This window comes from Shewanella goraebulensis, from assembly GCF_030252245.1.
GTDB lineage: Bacteria > Pseudomonadota > Gammaproteobacteria > Enterobacterales > Shewanellaceae > Shewanella > Shewanella goraebulensis.
In genome coordinates this window covers 1,063,972-1,079,587 of sequence record NZ_CP126972.1, presented here as the reverse complement: position 1 = coordinate 1,079,587, position 15,616 = coordinate 1,063,972, and the positions used below count along the sequence as shown (strand labels likewise).

General features: G+C 38.5%; 10 protein-coding genes. 6 read left to right on the top strand and 4 right to left on the bottom strand.

The window, feature by feature from the left end:
* Window positions 1-194: 194 nt before the first annotated feature.
* Both putA and QPX86_RS04435 read left to right on the top strand, forming a co-directional pair.
* Window positions 195-4,019 (top strand): bifunctional proline dehydrogenase/L-glutamate gamma-semialdehyde dehydrogenase PutA, encoded by a 3,825-nt coding sequence (gene putA / locus QPX86_RS04440; protein WP_220755069.1) that lies wholly within the window; start codon window positions 195-197, stop codon window positions 4,017-4,019.
* A 534-nt stretch (window positions 4,020-4,553) separates the two neighbouring features.
* The gene (locus QPX86_RS04435) at window positions 4,554-7,319 is read left to right on the top strand and encodes a hypothetical protein (protein ID WP_285164428.1); all 2,766 of its coding nucleotides are present in this window, start codon (window positions 4,554-4,556) and stop codon (window positions 7,317-7,319) included.
* Window positions 7,320-7,524: 205 nt separating this feature from the next.
* Here the strand turns inward: QPX86_RS04435 and QPX86_RS04430 are convergent, their stop codons facing one another.
* On the bottom strand, window positions 7,525-8,043 hold the full coding sequence (locus QPX86_RS04430; RefSeq protein ID WP_220755068.1) for a hypothetical protein: 519 nt from the start codon (window positions 8,041-8,043) through the stop codon (window positions 7,525-7,527).
* 30 nt (window positions 8,044-8,073) lie between these two features.
* On the bottom strand, window positions 8,074-8,820 hold the full coding sequence (locus QPX86_RS04425) for a winged helix-turn-helix domain-containing protein (protein WP_220755067.1): 747 nt from the start codon (window positions 8,818-8,820) through the stop codon (window positions 8,074-8,076).
* Window positions 8,821-9,377: 557 nt separating this feature from the next.
* Between QPX86_RS04425 and QPX86_RS04420 the strand changes: the two genes are divergently transcribed.
* Window positions 9,378-10,202: a cytochrome c3 family protein gene (locus tag QPX86_RS04420; RefSeq protein WP_220755066.1), complete on the top strand. Its 825-nt coding sequence runs from the start codon at window positions 9,378-9,380 to the stop codon at window positions 10,200-10,202.
* A 10-nt stretch (window positions 10,203-10,212) separates the two neighbouring features.
* The gene (locus QPX86_RS04415; protein WP_220755065.1) at window positions 10,213-10,773 is read left to right on the top strand and encodes a hypothetical protein; all 561 of its coding nucleotides are present in this window, start codon (window positions 10,213-10,215) and stop codon (window positions 10,771-10,773) included.
* 167 nt (window positions 10,774-10,940) lie between these two features.
* On the opposite strand, the gene QPX86_RS04410 is transcribed toward QPX86_RS04415, so the two are convergent.
* Window positions 10,941-11,978 carry a sensor domain-containing diguanylate cyclase gene (locus QPX86_RS04410; RefSeq protein WP_285164422.1) on the bottom strand — a complete coding sequence of 346 codons (1,038 nt, stop codon included), beginning with the start codon at window positions 11,976-11,978 and terminating at the stop codon, window positions 10,941-10,943.
* A 502-nt stretch (window positions 11,979-12,480) separates the two neighbouring features.
* Between QPX86_RS04410 and QPX86_RS04405 the strand changes: the two genes are divergently transcribed.
* Window positions 12,481-12,927 carry a transcription elongation factor gene (locus tag QPX86_RS04405; RefSeq protein WP_285164419.1) on the top strand — a complete coding sequence of 149 codons (447 nt, stop codon included), beginning with the start codon at window positions 12,481-12,483 and terminating at the stop codon, window positions 12,925-12,927.
* 128 nt (window positions 12,928-13,055) lie between these two features.
* Here the strand turns inward: QPX86_RS04405 and QPX86_RS04400 are convergent, their stop codons facing one another.
* On the bottom strand, window positions 13,056-13,805 hold the full coding sequence (locus tag QPX86_RS04400; protein WP_220753507.1) for an EAL domain-containing protein: 750 nt from the start codon (window positions 13,803-13,805) through the stop codon (window positions 13,056-13,058).
* A 408-nt stretch (window positions 13,806-14,213) separates the two neighbouring features.
* On the opposite strand from QPX86_RS04400, the gene QPX86_RS04395 reads away from it, so the two are divergent.
* Window positions 14,214-15,371, top strand: coding sequence for a cupin domain-containing protein (locus QPX86_RS04395; protein ID WP_285164415.1), 1,158 nt, complete (start codon window positions 14,214-14,216; stop codon window positions 15,369-15,371).
* The last annotated feature ends 245 nt before the right edge of the window (window positions 15,372-15,616 follow it).

The following is a 15,616-nucleotide window of genomic DNA, read 5'->3' as shown; positions in this document are numbered from 1 at the left end:
AAGTACTAGATGAAGGATATTCTCACCTAGAATTATTGAAGGTAAATCACACTTTAATAACTAAGAATAAATAATGTTTCAGTAGCGTATTGAAACAGCACTCAACTGCTGCTATCGGACAACTATAATAATAATTATTGAAATAATTTTAATTGCCGATAACGCAATATTTACTCATTTTTGGGGACAAGCACATGCTATTTGAAGGTAAGTTAATTTCTGACTGTCCAATCCGTCAAAAAATTCGTGATTTTTATCGTATCGATGAGAACATCGCGGTTGATCATATTCTCCCTCTAGCAGAAATTAACGTTAGCGCCCGAAGTAAGGCTTGGGAACGAGCACGCCAAATGGTGTTGAAAATTCGCCAAGATCAATCAGGCAATGGCGCAATTGATTCCTTACTTAATGAATATTCACTTTCAAGTGAAGAAGGCGTGGTATTGATGTGCTTAGCTGAAGCACTTTTACGCGTACCTGATAAACATACTCAAGATGTACTTATTCGCGACAAAATATCTCAAGGCCATTGGAGTAACCATTTAGGTAGCAGTGACTCATTATTTGTTAATGCTTCTTCATGGGGCTTATTGATCACAGGCTCAGTGGTAGATTATGCAGATAAGCGCACTAAAGATCGCTTTGGATTATTAAAGAAAACCATTGGCCGACTAGGTGAGCCCGTCATTCGAACTTCAATGAACTACGCCATGAAAATCATGGGTAAGCAGTTTGTGATGGGTGAAACTATCGTCGCAGCAACCGAGCGTGCAGCGACAAAAGAACAACAAGGTTACGTGTATTCTTATGACATGCTGGGTGAAGGCGCACGTACTATGGACGATGCAGACCGTTATTTAGCATCATACCAAGACGCCATCGAAGCCATTGGTAAAGTCGCTCAAGCGTCTGGTAAAAATGATCCAAGAAAAGTCCCCGGCATTTCAGTCAAACTTTCTGCTATTCATCCTCGTTACGAGTTTACCCATAAATCACGAGTGATGAACGAAATAGTACCAAAGCTTAAAGCCCTATGTTTGCAGGCCAAAAAGTATAACATTGGCTTGACCGTTGATGCTGAAGAGTCAGAACGATTAGATATCTCACTTGATGTTATTGAAGCCGTGTTTAGCGACGAAGATTTAGCTGGTTGGAATGGCTTTGGTATTGCCTTACAGGCTTACCAAAAGCGCGCTATTTTTGTGGTCGATTGGCTACGTGAGTTAACCGTTCGTGTTGGCCGCAGAATGATGGTGCGTTTAGTAAAAGGTGCCTATTGGGATACCGAAATTAAGAATGCCCAAAAGGACGGTCATAAGCACTTTCCTGTATTCACTCGTAAGTCATCGACCGATGTGTCATTCCATGCCTGTGCCAATAAATTATTAGGCTATAGAGACACTATTTATCCGCAGTTTGCGACTCATAATGCTTATACAGCAGCCACCATTGTAGAACTTGCAGGTGATGATAAAGAAGGCTTTGAGTTCCAGTGCTTGCATGGCATGGGCGATTCACTATATGACCAAATTGTCAGTGGTGAAAATATTCAATGCCGAATTTATGCGCCAGTGGGTCACCATGAAGATCTACTCGCTTATTTGGTTCGCCGTTTATTGGAAAATGGCGCTAACTCTTCATTCGTTAATGCCATTGTTGATGAATCAAAACCGGTTGAGTCGCTGCTTGAAGATCCAGTAGAAAAAACTCAGCGATTAAAAGAGAAGTACAATCAGCAAATTCTTAAGCCTATTGCTTTATATTACAGTGAAGATGGCGAAAACCGTGATAATTCAAAAGGTTTAGACTTAACCAACATCAACGAAATCACACCGTTAAAAGAGTCACTTGATAACTGGTTTACTGGCAAACAAATAAGTGCCAGTGATGTGCCAGAAGGCGCGGTAGCGGTAAAAAACCCAGCCAATCACAATGAAATCATTGGCTATCACCATTTCCACGATAAAGATGCAATGCTGGCGATGATCGACACAGCACAAACCGCATTTGCTTCATGGTCACAAGTGTCAGTCACTGAACGCGCCGCGTTATTAACCCGTATCGCAGATATCCTAGAACGTCATACCGATGAACTGATTGCGTTATGTATTAAAGAAGCCGGTAAAGTTGCCCAAGACGGTATCGATGAAGTGCGTGAAGCCGTCGACTTTTGCCGCTATTACGCTAACCGAGCAATTGAATTAGCTGAAGATGATCGCCTAGAGCCTCGCGGCGTCGTGTTGTGTATTAGCCCTTGGAACTTCCCATTAGCTATCTTCTTAGGACAAGTTGCAGCAGCCATTGCGACCGGTAATACCGTACTAGCAAAATCAGCAGAACAAACCAGCTTAATTGCGCTGCGCGCCATTGAACTGATGAAGTATGTTGGTCTTCCTGCAGGTGTTGTCCAAGCTGTTATTGCCCCAGGTAGCTTAGTCGGTAGTGTTATCTTGCCAGATGAGCGCATTCAAACGGTGATGTTCACAGGTTCAACTGAAACTGGCACTAAGATTTCGCAAATCTTGTCTGAACGTGGCGGCCATCAAGTACCATTGATTGCTGAAACAGGCGGTCAAAATTGTATGATTGTTGATTCTACTGCCTTACCAGAGCAAGTTGTGGATGACGTTATCTCATCGGGCTTCCAGTCTGCAGGTCAGCGTTGTTCGGCGCTTCGCGTATTATTTTTACAAGAAGATATTGCCGATAATGTCATAACTATGCTCAAAGGCGCGCTGGCTGAATTACACGTTGGTAACCCAGAATTCCTCAGTACTGATATTGGCCCTGTCATCGATCAAAAAGCACTGAACGCATTAAACGCCCACAGTGACTACATGAGAGACTATGGTAAGTTGCTTTATCAGTGCGACATATCGACTGAAGTTGCAGACAATGAACACTTCTTCTTTGCGCCGCGCCTTTATGAAATCAATGATATTAGTGTATTAAAGCGCGAAGTATTTGGTCCATGTGTCCATGTGGTTCGCTTTAAGGGCGATGATATAGAAAATGTCATCGATAGCATTAACAGTACTGGTTTTGGCTTAACCATGGGGATACACACCCGAATAGAGCACAGAGCAATCGATCTAGCCCGATTATCACGCGCAGGTAATGTGTATATTAACCGCAATATGATTGGTGCCATTGTCGGTGTACAACCATTTGGTGGCCGTGGTCTTTCAGGAACGGGGCCGAAAGCCGGTGGCCCAAATTATCTAACACGTTTGGTAAAAGAAAAAGCCACCCCTGATGTTGATGATTTTGATCTATTGCCGCCGCAAGCCATTGAAAAAGATTGTGATGAACAATCTATATCCGAAGCAACATTGTTGATGGATAGAGCTAATGAAGTTGAAAAACAGTGGCGTTTAACAGACCTAAATACTCGTACCTCTTGTGTACGTCAGTTACTGGCTAAAATCGCCCATGTTGATATTGTTGATGACTTGGCAGACGATTTAAATTACACCTTAAAGGTGTCTCGTGAACAATTAATTGATATTGAAAAGCGCTTGAAAAAGCCAAAGGTATTGCCTGGACCAACGGGTGAATCTAATATCCTTTACTTGGAAAATCGCGGCAATATTATTTGTTTTGCCGATGAAAACGTCAGCTTCCACTTTTGGGTTCTCTCAATCGTAACCGCACTGGCAACAGGTAATACTGTTATCACCGTAGTGTCTGACTTATTCCATGATGAAGCATTGGTATTTAGAGATAAATTAATCGCCACCGGAGCTGATAAAAATATCTTCCAAGTGGCAAGACATCGCCACTTACCGACGTTATTGGCTCACCCTAAATTATCAGGTGTGGTCATTGATGGTAACTGCGATCGTAAACATTACATCAGTGAGAAATTAGCTGAGCGTCAAGGTGCAATATTACCGGTGATCAGTTCTGAATATTTCGATAACTTGATTCAACGTCTACTGACAGAAAAAACCGTGAGTATTGATATCACCGCATCGGGTGGTAACACATCTCTGATGACATTAGTTGAAGATGATTAATACTCCTCTAAGCAATTTACGCTTAAAAAGCGTAAGTATGTATTAGATATAAACATAAAAAAGCGAACCACACATGGTTCGCTTTTTTAATATGTTAAATACAAGCTAAAAAGATCGGTAAGCAGTTACCGACATAAGCAAGCTTTAAATAACATTAGTTCACTAATCGGCAGCCACAAACGGTATTACTGGGTTGAAACAACACCACTGCAAAATCCTTTGCTTCATCCTGCTCGATAATTTGCACACTAAGATTGTGCATGCCGTCACGAGTCAAATTAAGGTTACTCACATAGGATAAGTATTGATAATGCTTTTGAGCTTAGCCACCTGTAGATAATAGGAGCTAAGTTGAAGTCACTTTTTATATTAATAACTAACAATTACATATGCTAAATACCAGTTTACTTAAAACTTAAGAACTTATTTAGTTTCAACATGTAAAGTTGTAAACATTTTTTTAAGAAGATATTATTGCCGCCATAGACATTGTCAAGATGACAAATGGATGTCATTACAATAAAGGGACTTTAAATGATAAAAATAACAATGATTATTACAGTCATTACTTTGCTTGTTGGTTGTGGAGGTGGTTCAGATAATTCCACTACAACTCCTACAACTCCTACAACTCCTACAACTCCTAGCGTAACCAATAATATTCAAGGGCGTTGGCTATTAAAAATCCCCAATACTACCTGTATTGAATCTTATACTTTTAATAGTGACCTTTCTTCAGAAATCATTTCAAACGAACAAGTTACAACGGGTAATTACCAGTTTGAATCTCAAGTAAAGTCAGGAGATAGACACCCATTAACGATTAATATTAGCTATTCAAACTTATTGCCGGACTGTGAAGGTAATACACAAGAATTAATTGGAAGTAGTTTATCTATTTTTGTTAGTTTTACTGAAAATTACGAAATGCATTGGTATGAAACAGCTGAAAAAACCACAGTTTTAGCTTCATTCATCAAAGAGCCGCAGATTACCCTAAACCAACTTCCCTCAGAGATTAATTATGGAGAATCAATCAGCGTAAAAGTTGAAACAATTCCAGATGTGGGGATCGTTCCAGAATTGCTATATGGTCCTAATGGAATGAAAATTTCTGATGAAGGTGTACTTAATTGGGAAGCTAATTCGATTCCCTTTTCATCAATTCAAGAAATTCACTTCGCCCTTAGTATTCCTGATTATGGCACGACTAAAGAATCATCAATAAAACAAATCTCTGACGTCTCACTAAGTGCCTATTCGAATTTATCAGCCACCGGTAAAAGAGGTGATATTTCAATTGCAAACTTTTTATCTTCAGAAGAGAAACAAATATTACTATTAACGCATAGTAAGCAGGTATCCATATTAGGAAAAAATAGTAACGAGTACACTCAGAAATGGGTATACCCATACAACCTCGACACTATAAAAATAAGTAATTATGACTTTGCAAACGATAACCTTAGCCATGTTATAGCAATGAGTAGCGACAAAATTATATCTATTGATCCAAAAACAAACAAAAAAACTGAAATTGTGGCAATAGATAAGTTTGAGCAAGAAAATATTATTCGCAATAAACAATTCATTGATTTTGCTGTTGATGACTTAGATGAAGATGGTGATGCTGATATTGTTTTACTTGTAGCTTGCACCGATTGCGGCAATGACTCCAATTATGATTTATGGATTTGGGATACGGGAACAGAATCTATAAGTTCACTTTACGATTTAAACTCTCAGGCATTTAGCATATATATAGGTAACATTATCAACTCGAGTTCTAAGCAGATTATTCTAGACAATGGATTAGTGTTTGATAGCGAGCTCAATAAATTAAACTGGTCACACAGTGACTCAGAAGAAACATTGTTTACACTTTCAGATGTAGATGACGATAACATTTCAGAGCTGATAAAATTTAACTCTCAGGATAAGTCACTAGAAATATTAAAGTATGGAGACAACTCACAAGTCTCGAGTTTAGCCTTGGAAAAACCTATATGTAGCTTGCACGCAGTAAGACTAGGTAACGATAGCGGTAAGAGTATTATTACAGGTCCATGTGAAAGTTATGGCAGTAAATTAAATTCTTATTCAAGCATAAATATGGAATTGCAATGGAGCTTGTTCATAAGACACACTAGCAATATTCTAGCTGCAGCTATAGAAGATAATGGAGACGTTGAATTAGTAACATCAGGAAACTCTTCAATTAATACAATTGAATTTAACCCAACCCCACAATATGTCTGGGGTTCAAATTTTTCCAACAATAGTGGAACCTATATTACAGCAGGAACTACGCTAGATAATGATGGTAGCAAGAAAGCAATATTTTATTCACCACTCAATAGTTGGAAACTAAACATTATTTCTGAAAGTGGCAAAATAGATCAAAGTAACTTTTACCATCCTGAAAATGGAATAGCAGGTACAATTCATAATCTTGATATTGTAGATTACAATCTAGATGGAATTTACGAAGCGAATATTCAAATCCAATCCGAGTATGGGCACACTATATTTTCACAAGAGTTGTCATCCGGAGTATTGCTTTGGGAAAAACACTTCAGTCCCGATGAATCTCAAAGTAGTTATATTACTTCAATAAAACTCGATAATGCCGATTTAAATCAAGATGGTTATGCTGATCTTGTCACAGTGCATGGCTATCAAGTCTATGTAGAAGATTTAATTAATCAATCAGTACTTTGGAATTATCAACCTGCAGATTTAATATCATTTGTAGATGCAGGTTTATCTAAAAATGAACAAGACGAATGGGTTGCAGTTGTCACATCCCAAAGACGAAATAATGATAACAGCGTCTTTGGTATTTTAGAGCTATTTGAATATTCAAATAGTATTTTCACTCTTAAAAATTCAAAGCCACTTACCTGTGAAAAGGTCCAGCTTATCAAGCAAGCCAAACAAATAGCTTGTGTCACCCCAAATGGCTCACCTCACGGTAATAAAACAGAGATATTAATACTTGATAGTTCACTAACACAAATCAGTAACTATTTAATTGATGGTGAGGTTTCTAATATTTTACAGCCTATTACATCTCAAAACTTACTCATAAGTAGCTGTGATGAAGGAGAATTTGGTTTGAGTAGTAACCCTAATTGTACACTCTCTATGCGTTCTACCACCTCAGGAAAAATAATATGGCAAACGCCAGCTTTATTAGGCGCTGTATCAAATAACTCTATCGAATATATTCCTGCAACTGATATCTCTAGCTCACGACTGCACTTTGCAACAGAAAATGCTATGTATGTTGTCCACTAACTGACTTATTAGTAAATCATTCCAAAAAGCGAACCTATTGAGGTTCGCTTTTTTAAATTGAATACAAATATTTCGTGAATTGAATTTAAACTTAGAAAATGATTTCTCTTCCTTAAAATACCTTAATGTATATATCGACTAACTTTTTTAAATAAAAAGATATTTTGCACTTTCAGTTTTAGCAAAATGCATGCTTATACAATAATTAATTCACCAATCGGCAGCCACAAACGGTATTACTGGGTTGAAACAACACCACGGCAAAATCCTTTGCTTCATCTTGTTCGATAATTTGCACGCTAAGATTGTGCATGCCGTCACGAGTCAAATTAAGGTTACTCACATAAGATAAGTATTGATAGTGTTTGGGTGGTTGCTGGTTTTCAGCCATTGGGCTTTCTTGCTTGGTATTCACCGAAATATCATAAATCATGTTTTCAGTATCAATATGATTCACCTGCCCTTGCATCGATAGCGTTCCAGCGGAACTACCATCGATATTAAAGTAGCGATAATGCACCTGAGCTTGGCCATCTTTAGATAACATATCAACTAATAGGTAGTGGTTACTGTCCTGCTGGTCATTATTGCGATTAAACAATTCAGAGCTACAACTGAGCATAAAACTCGGAGAGCTTGAAGTTAAACTCGCTATGACCCCAATACTGCTGATCAATAAGGCCAATATGATGATATTAATCACCCAGCGCCATGTTCTAGTCATTGTTAATCTCCCTGCACTGAGTTTGTTGAATTAACCACATATCTCAACTCCTTTTAACCACTCCTGACTGACAAAGCTTTTCGGTTGCCTTAAATCACTGATTTTAAGATTACGAATGACAGATTGGCCAAAATGGTCACCACGCAAGGTCACGTTTAACACTTGCTTGTCATGTGATAGTGATAAATAAACACTTTTCCAGGAGGTGTTAGTGCATTGCGAAAGGCTTTGCTGAAGCTGCATGCCTTGTGCTTGCAATAAAGCATTATTGGTTTTAGTACGAGAATATAAAATCACATCGACAGTTTGACCCGATGCTAGCTTCACAGTGCTAACACTTGCAGGCATGACAGGTAGAGAGTTCGGTTTTGAAAAGCTCATCAACACAATGCCACTAACTAGTAATGACAAAATAAAAATGATGACGATAATAATCAGTTGTTTAAATTTACCTGAAAACCTAGTTTGATCTTTTTTGCGGCTACGGTGGTGTTTTAATAAATAACCCTGCCCTTTGACCGTCTCAATGAGTGTTTCATATTGAGGCCCTAGAAACCCCCGTAATGTAAAGATGGCATGAGCGACTGAAGCATCACTTAACGGCAGTTCCTTGCCATCACCTATTTTTAGCAATGGCTTAGCCACGACCTTGCCTTGGTAATCAATTAATAAGCTCAGTACTTGCAACTCAGCACGTGGAAGGCGCCAAGTTTCACCACTGTCACTATTAACTAATTCACCCTTCACTTCATCAAATCTGCAATGGCCTAATTGCATGGTTGCATCCCAAGAATTGCTCAATATTATTAGTCTAAAACAACCATCAAAAAATTCTGTGATCCTGCGTAATTTCGCTCTTTTCAGTTGCACTTTTGAGGCTGATAACCATGCTACAACAACAAATTGCGACTCAAATCACACAAATTAATAAACTAAATGTAACTTTAGAATCATTAAAACTGGCTTTAATCTTTATTAATCTCATTAATAGCGTGATTTAGTCCTCACTTTTAGCTAACTCAGCTAAAAATCCACCTTTAGTTCTTCTTCAATTTTGAATTTTTATTTGCCAATACCCCCTTATTACAACCACTGTATTTCCCTGCTCTATATCACACTATTAATTCTCTCATTGCTTACATTAGACCCATCGAGCAGCGCTGAGTGATTCAAATAAGAAACCAGCAAACTCGAAGAGATGAATACAAGTACTACTTAAAACAAAACAAGCGCTCAAGCTTGTAGTTAATACATAAGTACTTAGACATAAATAGTTAGACATAAGTACTTAGACATAAAAACTTAGCAGTAACATTAGAAATAGGGTGATTATTATGAGCATAAATAGACGTCAGGCATTAACCCAAATTATTGGTATCAGCACAGTTGCTGCTGGAGCAACCTTAGTAGGCACTTCAGCATTCGCTGCCACTGATGAAGATGGTAATTTCCGTTTAGAACTAGGTGATAAGTTAAAATATGTACCATTAGATGCAATGGCAACAGCCAAGCTAGCCTATGAAACAGGTGGCGGTTGTATGCATCAAGTTTTCCATTCAATCGTCACTAAGCTAGCCGAATCTTCAAGTGTCGATGCTGCAAACTTTGCGTCAATTCCTACTGCATTAGCGGGATACGGTTGGGCTGGGATTGTGGGACAAGGTACTATTTGCGGGAACTTAAACGCAGCAGGTATGTTGATAAATATACTTGATGATATTAACGATCAAAATTCAGCGATTATTGCTGCATCATTCCGTTACTACGAAAGAACAGACTTACCACTATCTTCTGATGAGTTTGTTGCAGGTATTGGCTCTACAGCTGAAAAAAGCGAGGAAGTGGGCAAAACTTCAATAGCTAACAGCCCATTATGCCATTCATCAATCAGTAACTGGTCGGCCATTAATGGTGGTAAACCTTTCGTTGAAAAAGGTGAACGCTGTAAACGTCTGTCTGCCAGTATGGCTTACTACATTGTCGACCTACTTAACCGCGCTTATGAAGCTGAAGATATCTCAATTCTACCAGAAGCAATGGCATCAGAAGAGACTCAAGCTTGTCAAACTTGTCACGGTACAACTGAAACAATGGGCAGCGCAGCCAGTGTTAAAGGCGATTTAGAGTGTCAAACATGTCATACCGGTCATTTTAATTAAGGAGCCCATTATGAATCTTAAATTATTGAGCGTCTTGCTGGCCAGTTCGCTGCTTTTGATGGGTTGTAATGATGATGACGATACTAGTACTGATCCTGTCGATCCACCAGTCGTTGAGCCACCTGTAACAGATCCAGTCGACCCACCAGCGACTGAAGTCATTACTATTAATGATGCAGATACGGTTATTTTAACAGTAGACGAGTACGATGCTAGTTCAGGAGCGTTAACTTTTAGTCTAGATAATGGTGATGAAAAAGCGATAACTGATGCAAGTGACTACAGCATAATGTATTTTGGCTACCCAGATCCTGCGGCGCCATCATCAAATGCCAAAGCATGGAAGCGTTGGCATGTTAGCCAAACGTTTAATTGCGATACCAGCACTGAAGACGCTTGTGCAGGTGTACTTACTGAAACAGAAACAGAAGGACAATATACCTTTAATGCCGTTGACCTTGATCTTGAAAGCAAAGCTGCAGCAGGCGCTGTAGAAGTATTTAAAGTGGCTATTCAAATTCATGGTGAGAAAGCATCTAACGAATTCGAGCTAATTCCCGCAGGAGAATAGCCATCACCCGGCCTGATACCGTCCCCGTAAAAGGCATTAGGCATTCACAGCCGTAGCGGTTTGCTACGGCTTTTTTTGTTTTTTATTAGGGCATTAATTCAATGTAAGATGGTAAACCTAATAAACAATTTCCAGCCTATTTATGCAAGAGTCTTGCTAGCCATCTTTTATGGTGTTTTAAGCTTATTTATTTTGATTTGTGCATGTTTGAGTTGGTACATGTTTTTATCCGCAACTTGAAATAACTCACTAACAGAATGATCTTTACCTTCAGCTACAACATGACCCCATGCAAAGGTGAGCTGAAAACTGATATTTTGGTATTTAATGCTGCAACAATTATCTTCAATGCGATGAATAAAGCGTTGTACTTCAAAGCCTTGTTCAGGTACCGAAAATACTAATACAAACTCATCACCTCCGACTCTTGAAATGATATCAGCGCTGCGAAACTCTTTTGCTAGATTCAACGAAAACTGCGCCAAAATATGATCGCCAGCAAGGTGTCCATGGCTGTCATTAATCTGCTTAAAGTTATTCAAATCGATATAAATGAAACAAAATTTACTATTGGTTTTATTTTTATCATCACGTAAATTACGGAGTTTTTTCTCTAGTCCGTATCGGTTTGATAATTTAGTTAAATGATCTTGTTGAGATTTATCAAAAAAATGCATTCGTGAAACTGTCAGTGCGGTTTGCTCTGTGATGATGTCGAAATAATTAAGCTCAAGTGGCGATAGTTTTACGACTTTTTTGCCAAAGCTGCCAAATGCCATCACGCCTAATGCCTTAGCGTCTACGAACAAGGGGTAATTAACCACAGTGCGTAAATTAAGTTTTGGGGTAACATCGTGATCAGCTTGAGGCTCAACCATTAGATCTTCAGTGTAAAAGATTTTACGTTGACCAAGCATCATTTTGAAAATGGGGTCTGTATTGCAATCAATACGAGGAACGTATCCCGACATGACATCAGCATTTGGGCCAACGCCAGCCACATGATTAATCCAGCCCTTATGTTTAACATCGACGATATATATCCATACATCAGTCAGCCGAAACAATTTATCGGTTTCAATTTGTAAAAAAGCCGCCATGTCCTGAAGAGAACTGACTTTATTTAACCCTTTACTTACCCGCACCAAGGAGTCAAAAAGCTCCGCGTAGCGCTCGTTAGATGTCACACTCATTACTTGTTTCATAGGCTTTGATACTTCAAATCACTTTAGAAAATACTACAACCACTTCCATGGGCTTTTTCTTTCAGTGATAGTTAAATACTTGCTAATGTTAGCTGAAGGTTCCTTCAAACCTTCTTTGCTTATCAAGTTTAACTAATCATTAATTTTATCCTATTTAAAATAGCAGGTAACAGCTACAAATTTATGAAAGTTATAGGAAAATCGAGAGTTAAGTCAAAGTTTTACTAAACTCATTATTTGACCAAATTTGATGTTAAAACGACAAAATAAACTCAATTAACGATGTTGAATTTAATCCTATATTGAACACCTGTTGAAGTGCCATTTAGCCCAATATTGAAACCATAAATTTGATAAAATCCAGTTAAGCTTATTATCACTCTATAATGACGCCAGTAAGTAACAAGTCCATTAAGCGAAGTCAGTAACGTGCGTGCGTTTGAAGTCACTAATGTTTAAAGTCACTAAAAGCATAACTAACCAATATCCCAATTAGAGCGCCATGACTGAAAAAGAATCACTACAGCAAAATTTATTAGCTATCTTAACGGCCCAACGTCAAACAGCGCTCGCGGCAGCAGAAGATGCTCATAATGATGCCACTAATGAGCAAAGTGTTGCCGAAACCCAATATGACACTATCGGATTAGAAGCGGCGTATTTAGCCCATGGACAATCGCAACGGGTGGCTGATATTGAGGTGATGATCAAACGCTTAAACGCTATGGTATTTAAAGATTTCGATGAAGAAGATGAAATTGCCTTAGGTGCTATCATCACCTTACAAGGCGGCATGACCTGTTGGTTAATGCCTGTCTGCGGTGGCATAAAACTCGATGACGGTAAGATAGTCGTAATTACTCCTCAATCACCACTGGGTCAAAAGCTAGATAGTGCAGAAATCGGAGAAAAGCTTGATGATGGCCGCTTGATCTTAGCAATCCGATAATGACAATATCCGCTGATCAAAGTGTTCACTCGAATATATGACATTCAAAACGTGAACATAAATGCAGATATAGGCCTGTAAGATTGAACAGCTTTTATAACATATCTAGCTGATTCTTCATTATGGATTTATACAAGGACAGGTATACTCATTGCTTTATTTCGATGAGACTTTGAAAGCATGTCCTTCAATGGTACTCGATCACTTGCCATCAAAAATTGTGGTTGAAACAAAAAACCTTGCACTAAATCAACATTAATTGATTTGGCAAACTTCAAGTGCTCCTCAGTTTCGATACCTTCCAAAATTGTTAGTTTATTTGTTTGCTTGGCATAGCTTAATAATGCAGTAATTAGGTGGTGATATTGTGGATTTTGTGCTGTTTCTAACCAGTATTTATCAAACTTTAAACAGCTTACTTGGCTCATTAAATCAAGTGACAGCATTGCGTGCGGCGCACCAACATCATCTAAAGCAACAGGTATATGATAATTCACGAGTTCTTTAATAAAACTTGCCGAAAGGTTTGCATCATTAATACAAGTATTCTCAATCATTTCTACGCAAATACTGCATTTTTGGCTTAATACGCCCAGCATTTCATCTGCATTAAACTCAATAGCATGTGGATCTATGTTGACAAACAATACGCCTTCTTCAGGAGCATGTTCAATTTGAAATGATTTAGCGGCTAATTCCACATCACAGAGTAACCCGTTATGTGCATGGAGCTCTTCAAACACAATATTTGGGGCAATGACCGTACCATCTTGAGTGTAAAAACGTGATAGAGCTTCATAACCATAAAGTTCATTCGTATGAGGATTTAGTAGCGGTTGATACTCCGCACTTAAATGAAGTCCCGTCAGTTCAAACATCGTCACTCTTAACTTGTTGGTAATGATAATTATTAACAATAACACTTAATGATGAAAATCGAATAGTGATTTTAAAAAGAAAAGTCTGTAAAAAATGTATTAATGTGATGTTTTACATGTTTTTTTACCGTATATAACACTGACTCATTCGGTTATGTCTTTACCTAACAACCTACTCTCTTAATGACATATACCAAGCTTAGCTACAGCCTTTAGAAGTCTATTTCTCCTTATCTTCACTGCTCAATAACAGTATCAATATCGATGGATGATGAGTTTAAGCTTTTATTTTAAGCTCGATACTTCGCTTGCCATTTAAAAATACTAATCTGCCATTATATGATCTCAGGCAAATTACTCATTGCTAATACTTGTTAGGATCGCCGCAAATTTTCCTGAGTAATAAACATGCAATTAGATTTAAATGGTATGACGCCAAAACAGTTTCTTGAAGAGTATTGGCAAAAGAAACCACTGGTGATCCGTCAAGGCTTTAAACACTTTGAAGATCTGCTTTCACCAGAAGAAATGGCAGGACTTGCTTGTGAAGACGTAGTTGAATCTCGACGTGTTTTCAAACAAAACAATGAATGGCAAGCAGAATTTGGCCCATTTGAATCCTATGAAGAGTTAGGCGAAACAGACTGGACCTTAATTGTTCAAGCGTTGAATAACTGGGTGCCTGAAGCTGAAAACCTGCTCAAGTGTTTTGATTTCATCCCGCGCTGGCGCTTAGATGATGTAATGGTAAGTTACGCCACACCGGGCGGCGGAGTCGGCCCTCATATCGACTTATATGACGTATTCATTTGCCAAGGGTCAGGCAGACGTCGCTGGCGAGTTGGCGATCTTGGACCACACAAAGAATTTGCAGCCCACCCTGCACTACTCCATACCGAAGCATTTGAGCCCATTATTGATGTAGAATTGCTCCCTGGCGATATCTTATATCTGCCACCAGGTTACCCTCATGACGGCGTAACACTTGAGCCTTCAATGAGCTTTTCAGTGGGATATAGAACCGCATCAGCTAAAGATATGGTCAGTGCATTAGCCGATCACATTATCGACAAAGACCTATGTAATGAGCAGATTGCCGATCCTGATCGCAGTTTAAGCAACAATTCAGGCATTGTGAATAACAGTGATTTAGAGCGTATCAAACAACAATTGTTTGCGACTTTAGATGACAAACTCGTCAGTGAATTTAGCGGACGATACTTAACCCAATCTAAATGTGAATTGGATTTACCTGCTGAATGTTTAGGTTTTCAAGTTTTAGATATCACTGAGCAATTAAAGCAGCAACCGCTAGTTAAATTAGGCGGTTTGCGCACATTATACTTTGAAGCAAGTGTTGCTGATGGTGTGCTTTATATCAATGGTGAGCAATTTACCCTTGCTGCAGATATAACAGCCAATAACGAAGCTTTCATTACTTTGTTATGTGATACCCAAGAGCTAACGGTTGAAGACCTTAGCCCATTCTTAAATGATGAACTACTCGTTACACAGCTCACAACGTGGGTTAATGCGGGTTACTGGTACTTTGAAGAAGTAGAGTAATTCATACTTAAGATCGAACTTAATATTGAGTTAGCTATAAGTTTAGAAATCTATCACTATTTAAAATAAAGCTTAAAAAGAAACGCTTCAAATAAATGGTTCAACGGCATACGTCGCTGAACCATTTTTTCTTAATGCCCAAGATACCAATGAAGGAATGAATTAAGCCAGACCAATCTAAAAATGACTTCGATCAGTTAATTTCAAGAATTTTATTCATCTAGACATAAATTAGTCTTGTTCAG

Coding starts and splice junctions, on each gene's coding strand:
- QPX86_RS04405 (WP_285164419.1), top strand. CDS start 12,481: ATGACTGAAAAAGAATCACTACAGCAAAATTTATTAGCTATCTTAACG.
- QPX86_RS04410 (WP_285164422.1), bottom strand. CDS start 11,978: ATGAAACAAGTAATGAGTGTGACATCTAACGAGCGCTACGCGGAGCTT.
- QPX86_RS04435 (WP_285164428.1), top strand. CDS start 4,554: ATGATAAAAATAACAATGATTATTACAGTCATTACTTTGCTTGTTGGT.
- QPX86_RS04415 (WP_220755065.1), top strand. CDS start 10,213: ATGAATCTTAAATTATTGAGCGTCTTGCTGGCCAGTTCGCTGCTTTTG.
- QPX86_RS04430 (WP_220755068.1), bottom strand. CDS start 8,043: ATGACTAGAACATGGCGCTGGGTGATTAATATCATCATATTGGCCTTA.
- QPX86_RS04400 (WP_220753507.1), bottom strand. CDS start 13,805: ATGTTTGAACTGACGGGACTTCATTTAAGTGCGGAGTATCAACCGCTA.
- QPX86_RS04425 (WP_220755067.1), bottom strand. CDS start 8,820: ATGCAATTAGGCCATTGCAGATTTGATGAAGTGAAGGGTGAATTAGTT.
- QPX86_RS04420 (WP_220755066.1), top strand. CDS start 9,378: ATGAGCATAAATAGACGTCAGGCATTAACCCAAATTATTGGTATCAGC.
- putA (WP_220755069.1), top strand. CDS start 195: ATGCTATTTGAAGGTAAGTTAATTTCTGACTGTCCAATCCGTCAAAAA.
- QPX86_RS04395 (WP_285164415.1), top strand. CDS start 14,214: ATGCAATTAGATTTAAATGGTATGACGCCAAAACAGTTTCTTGAAGAG.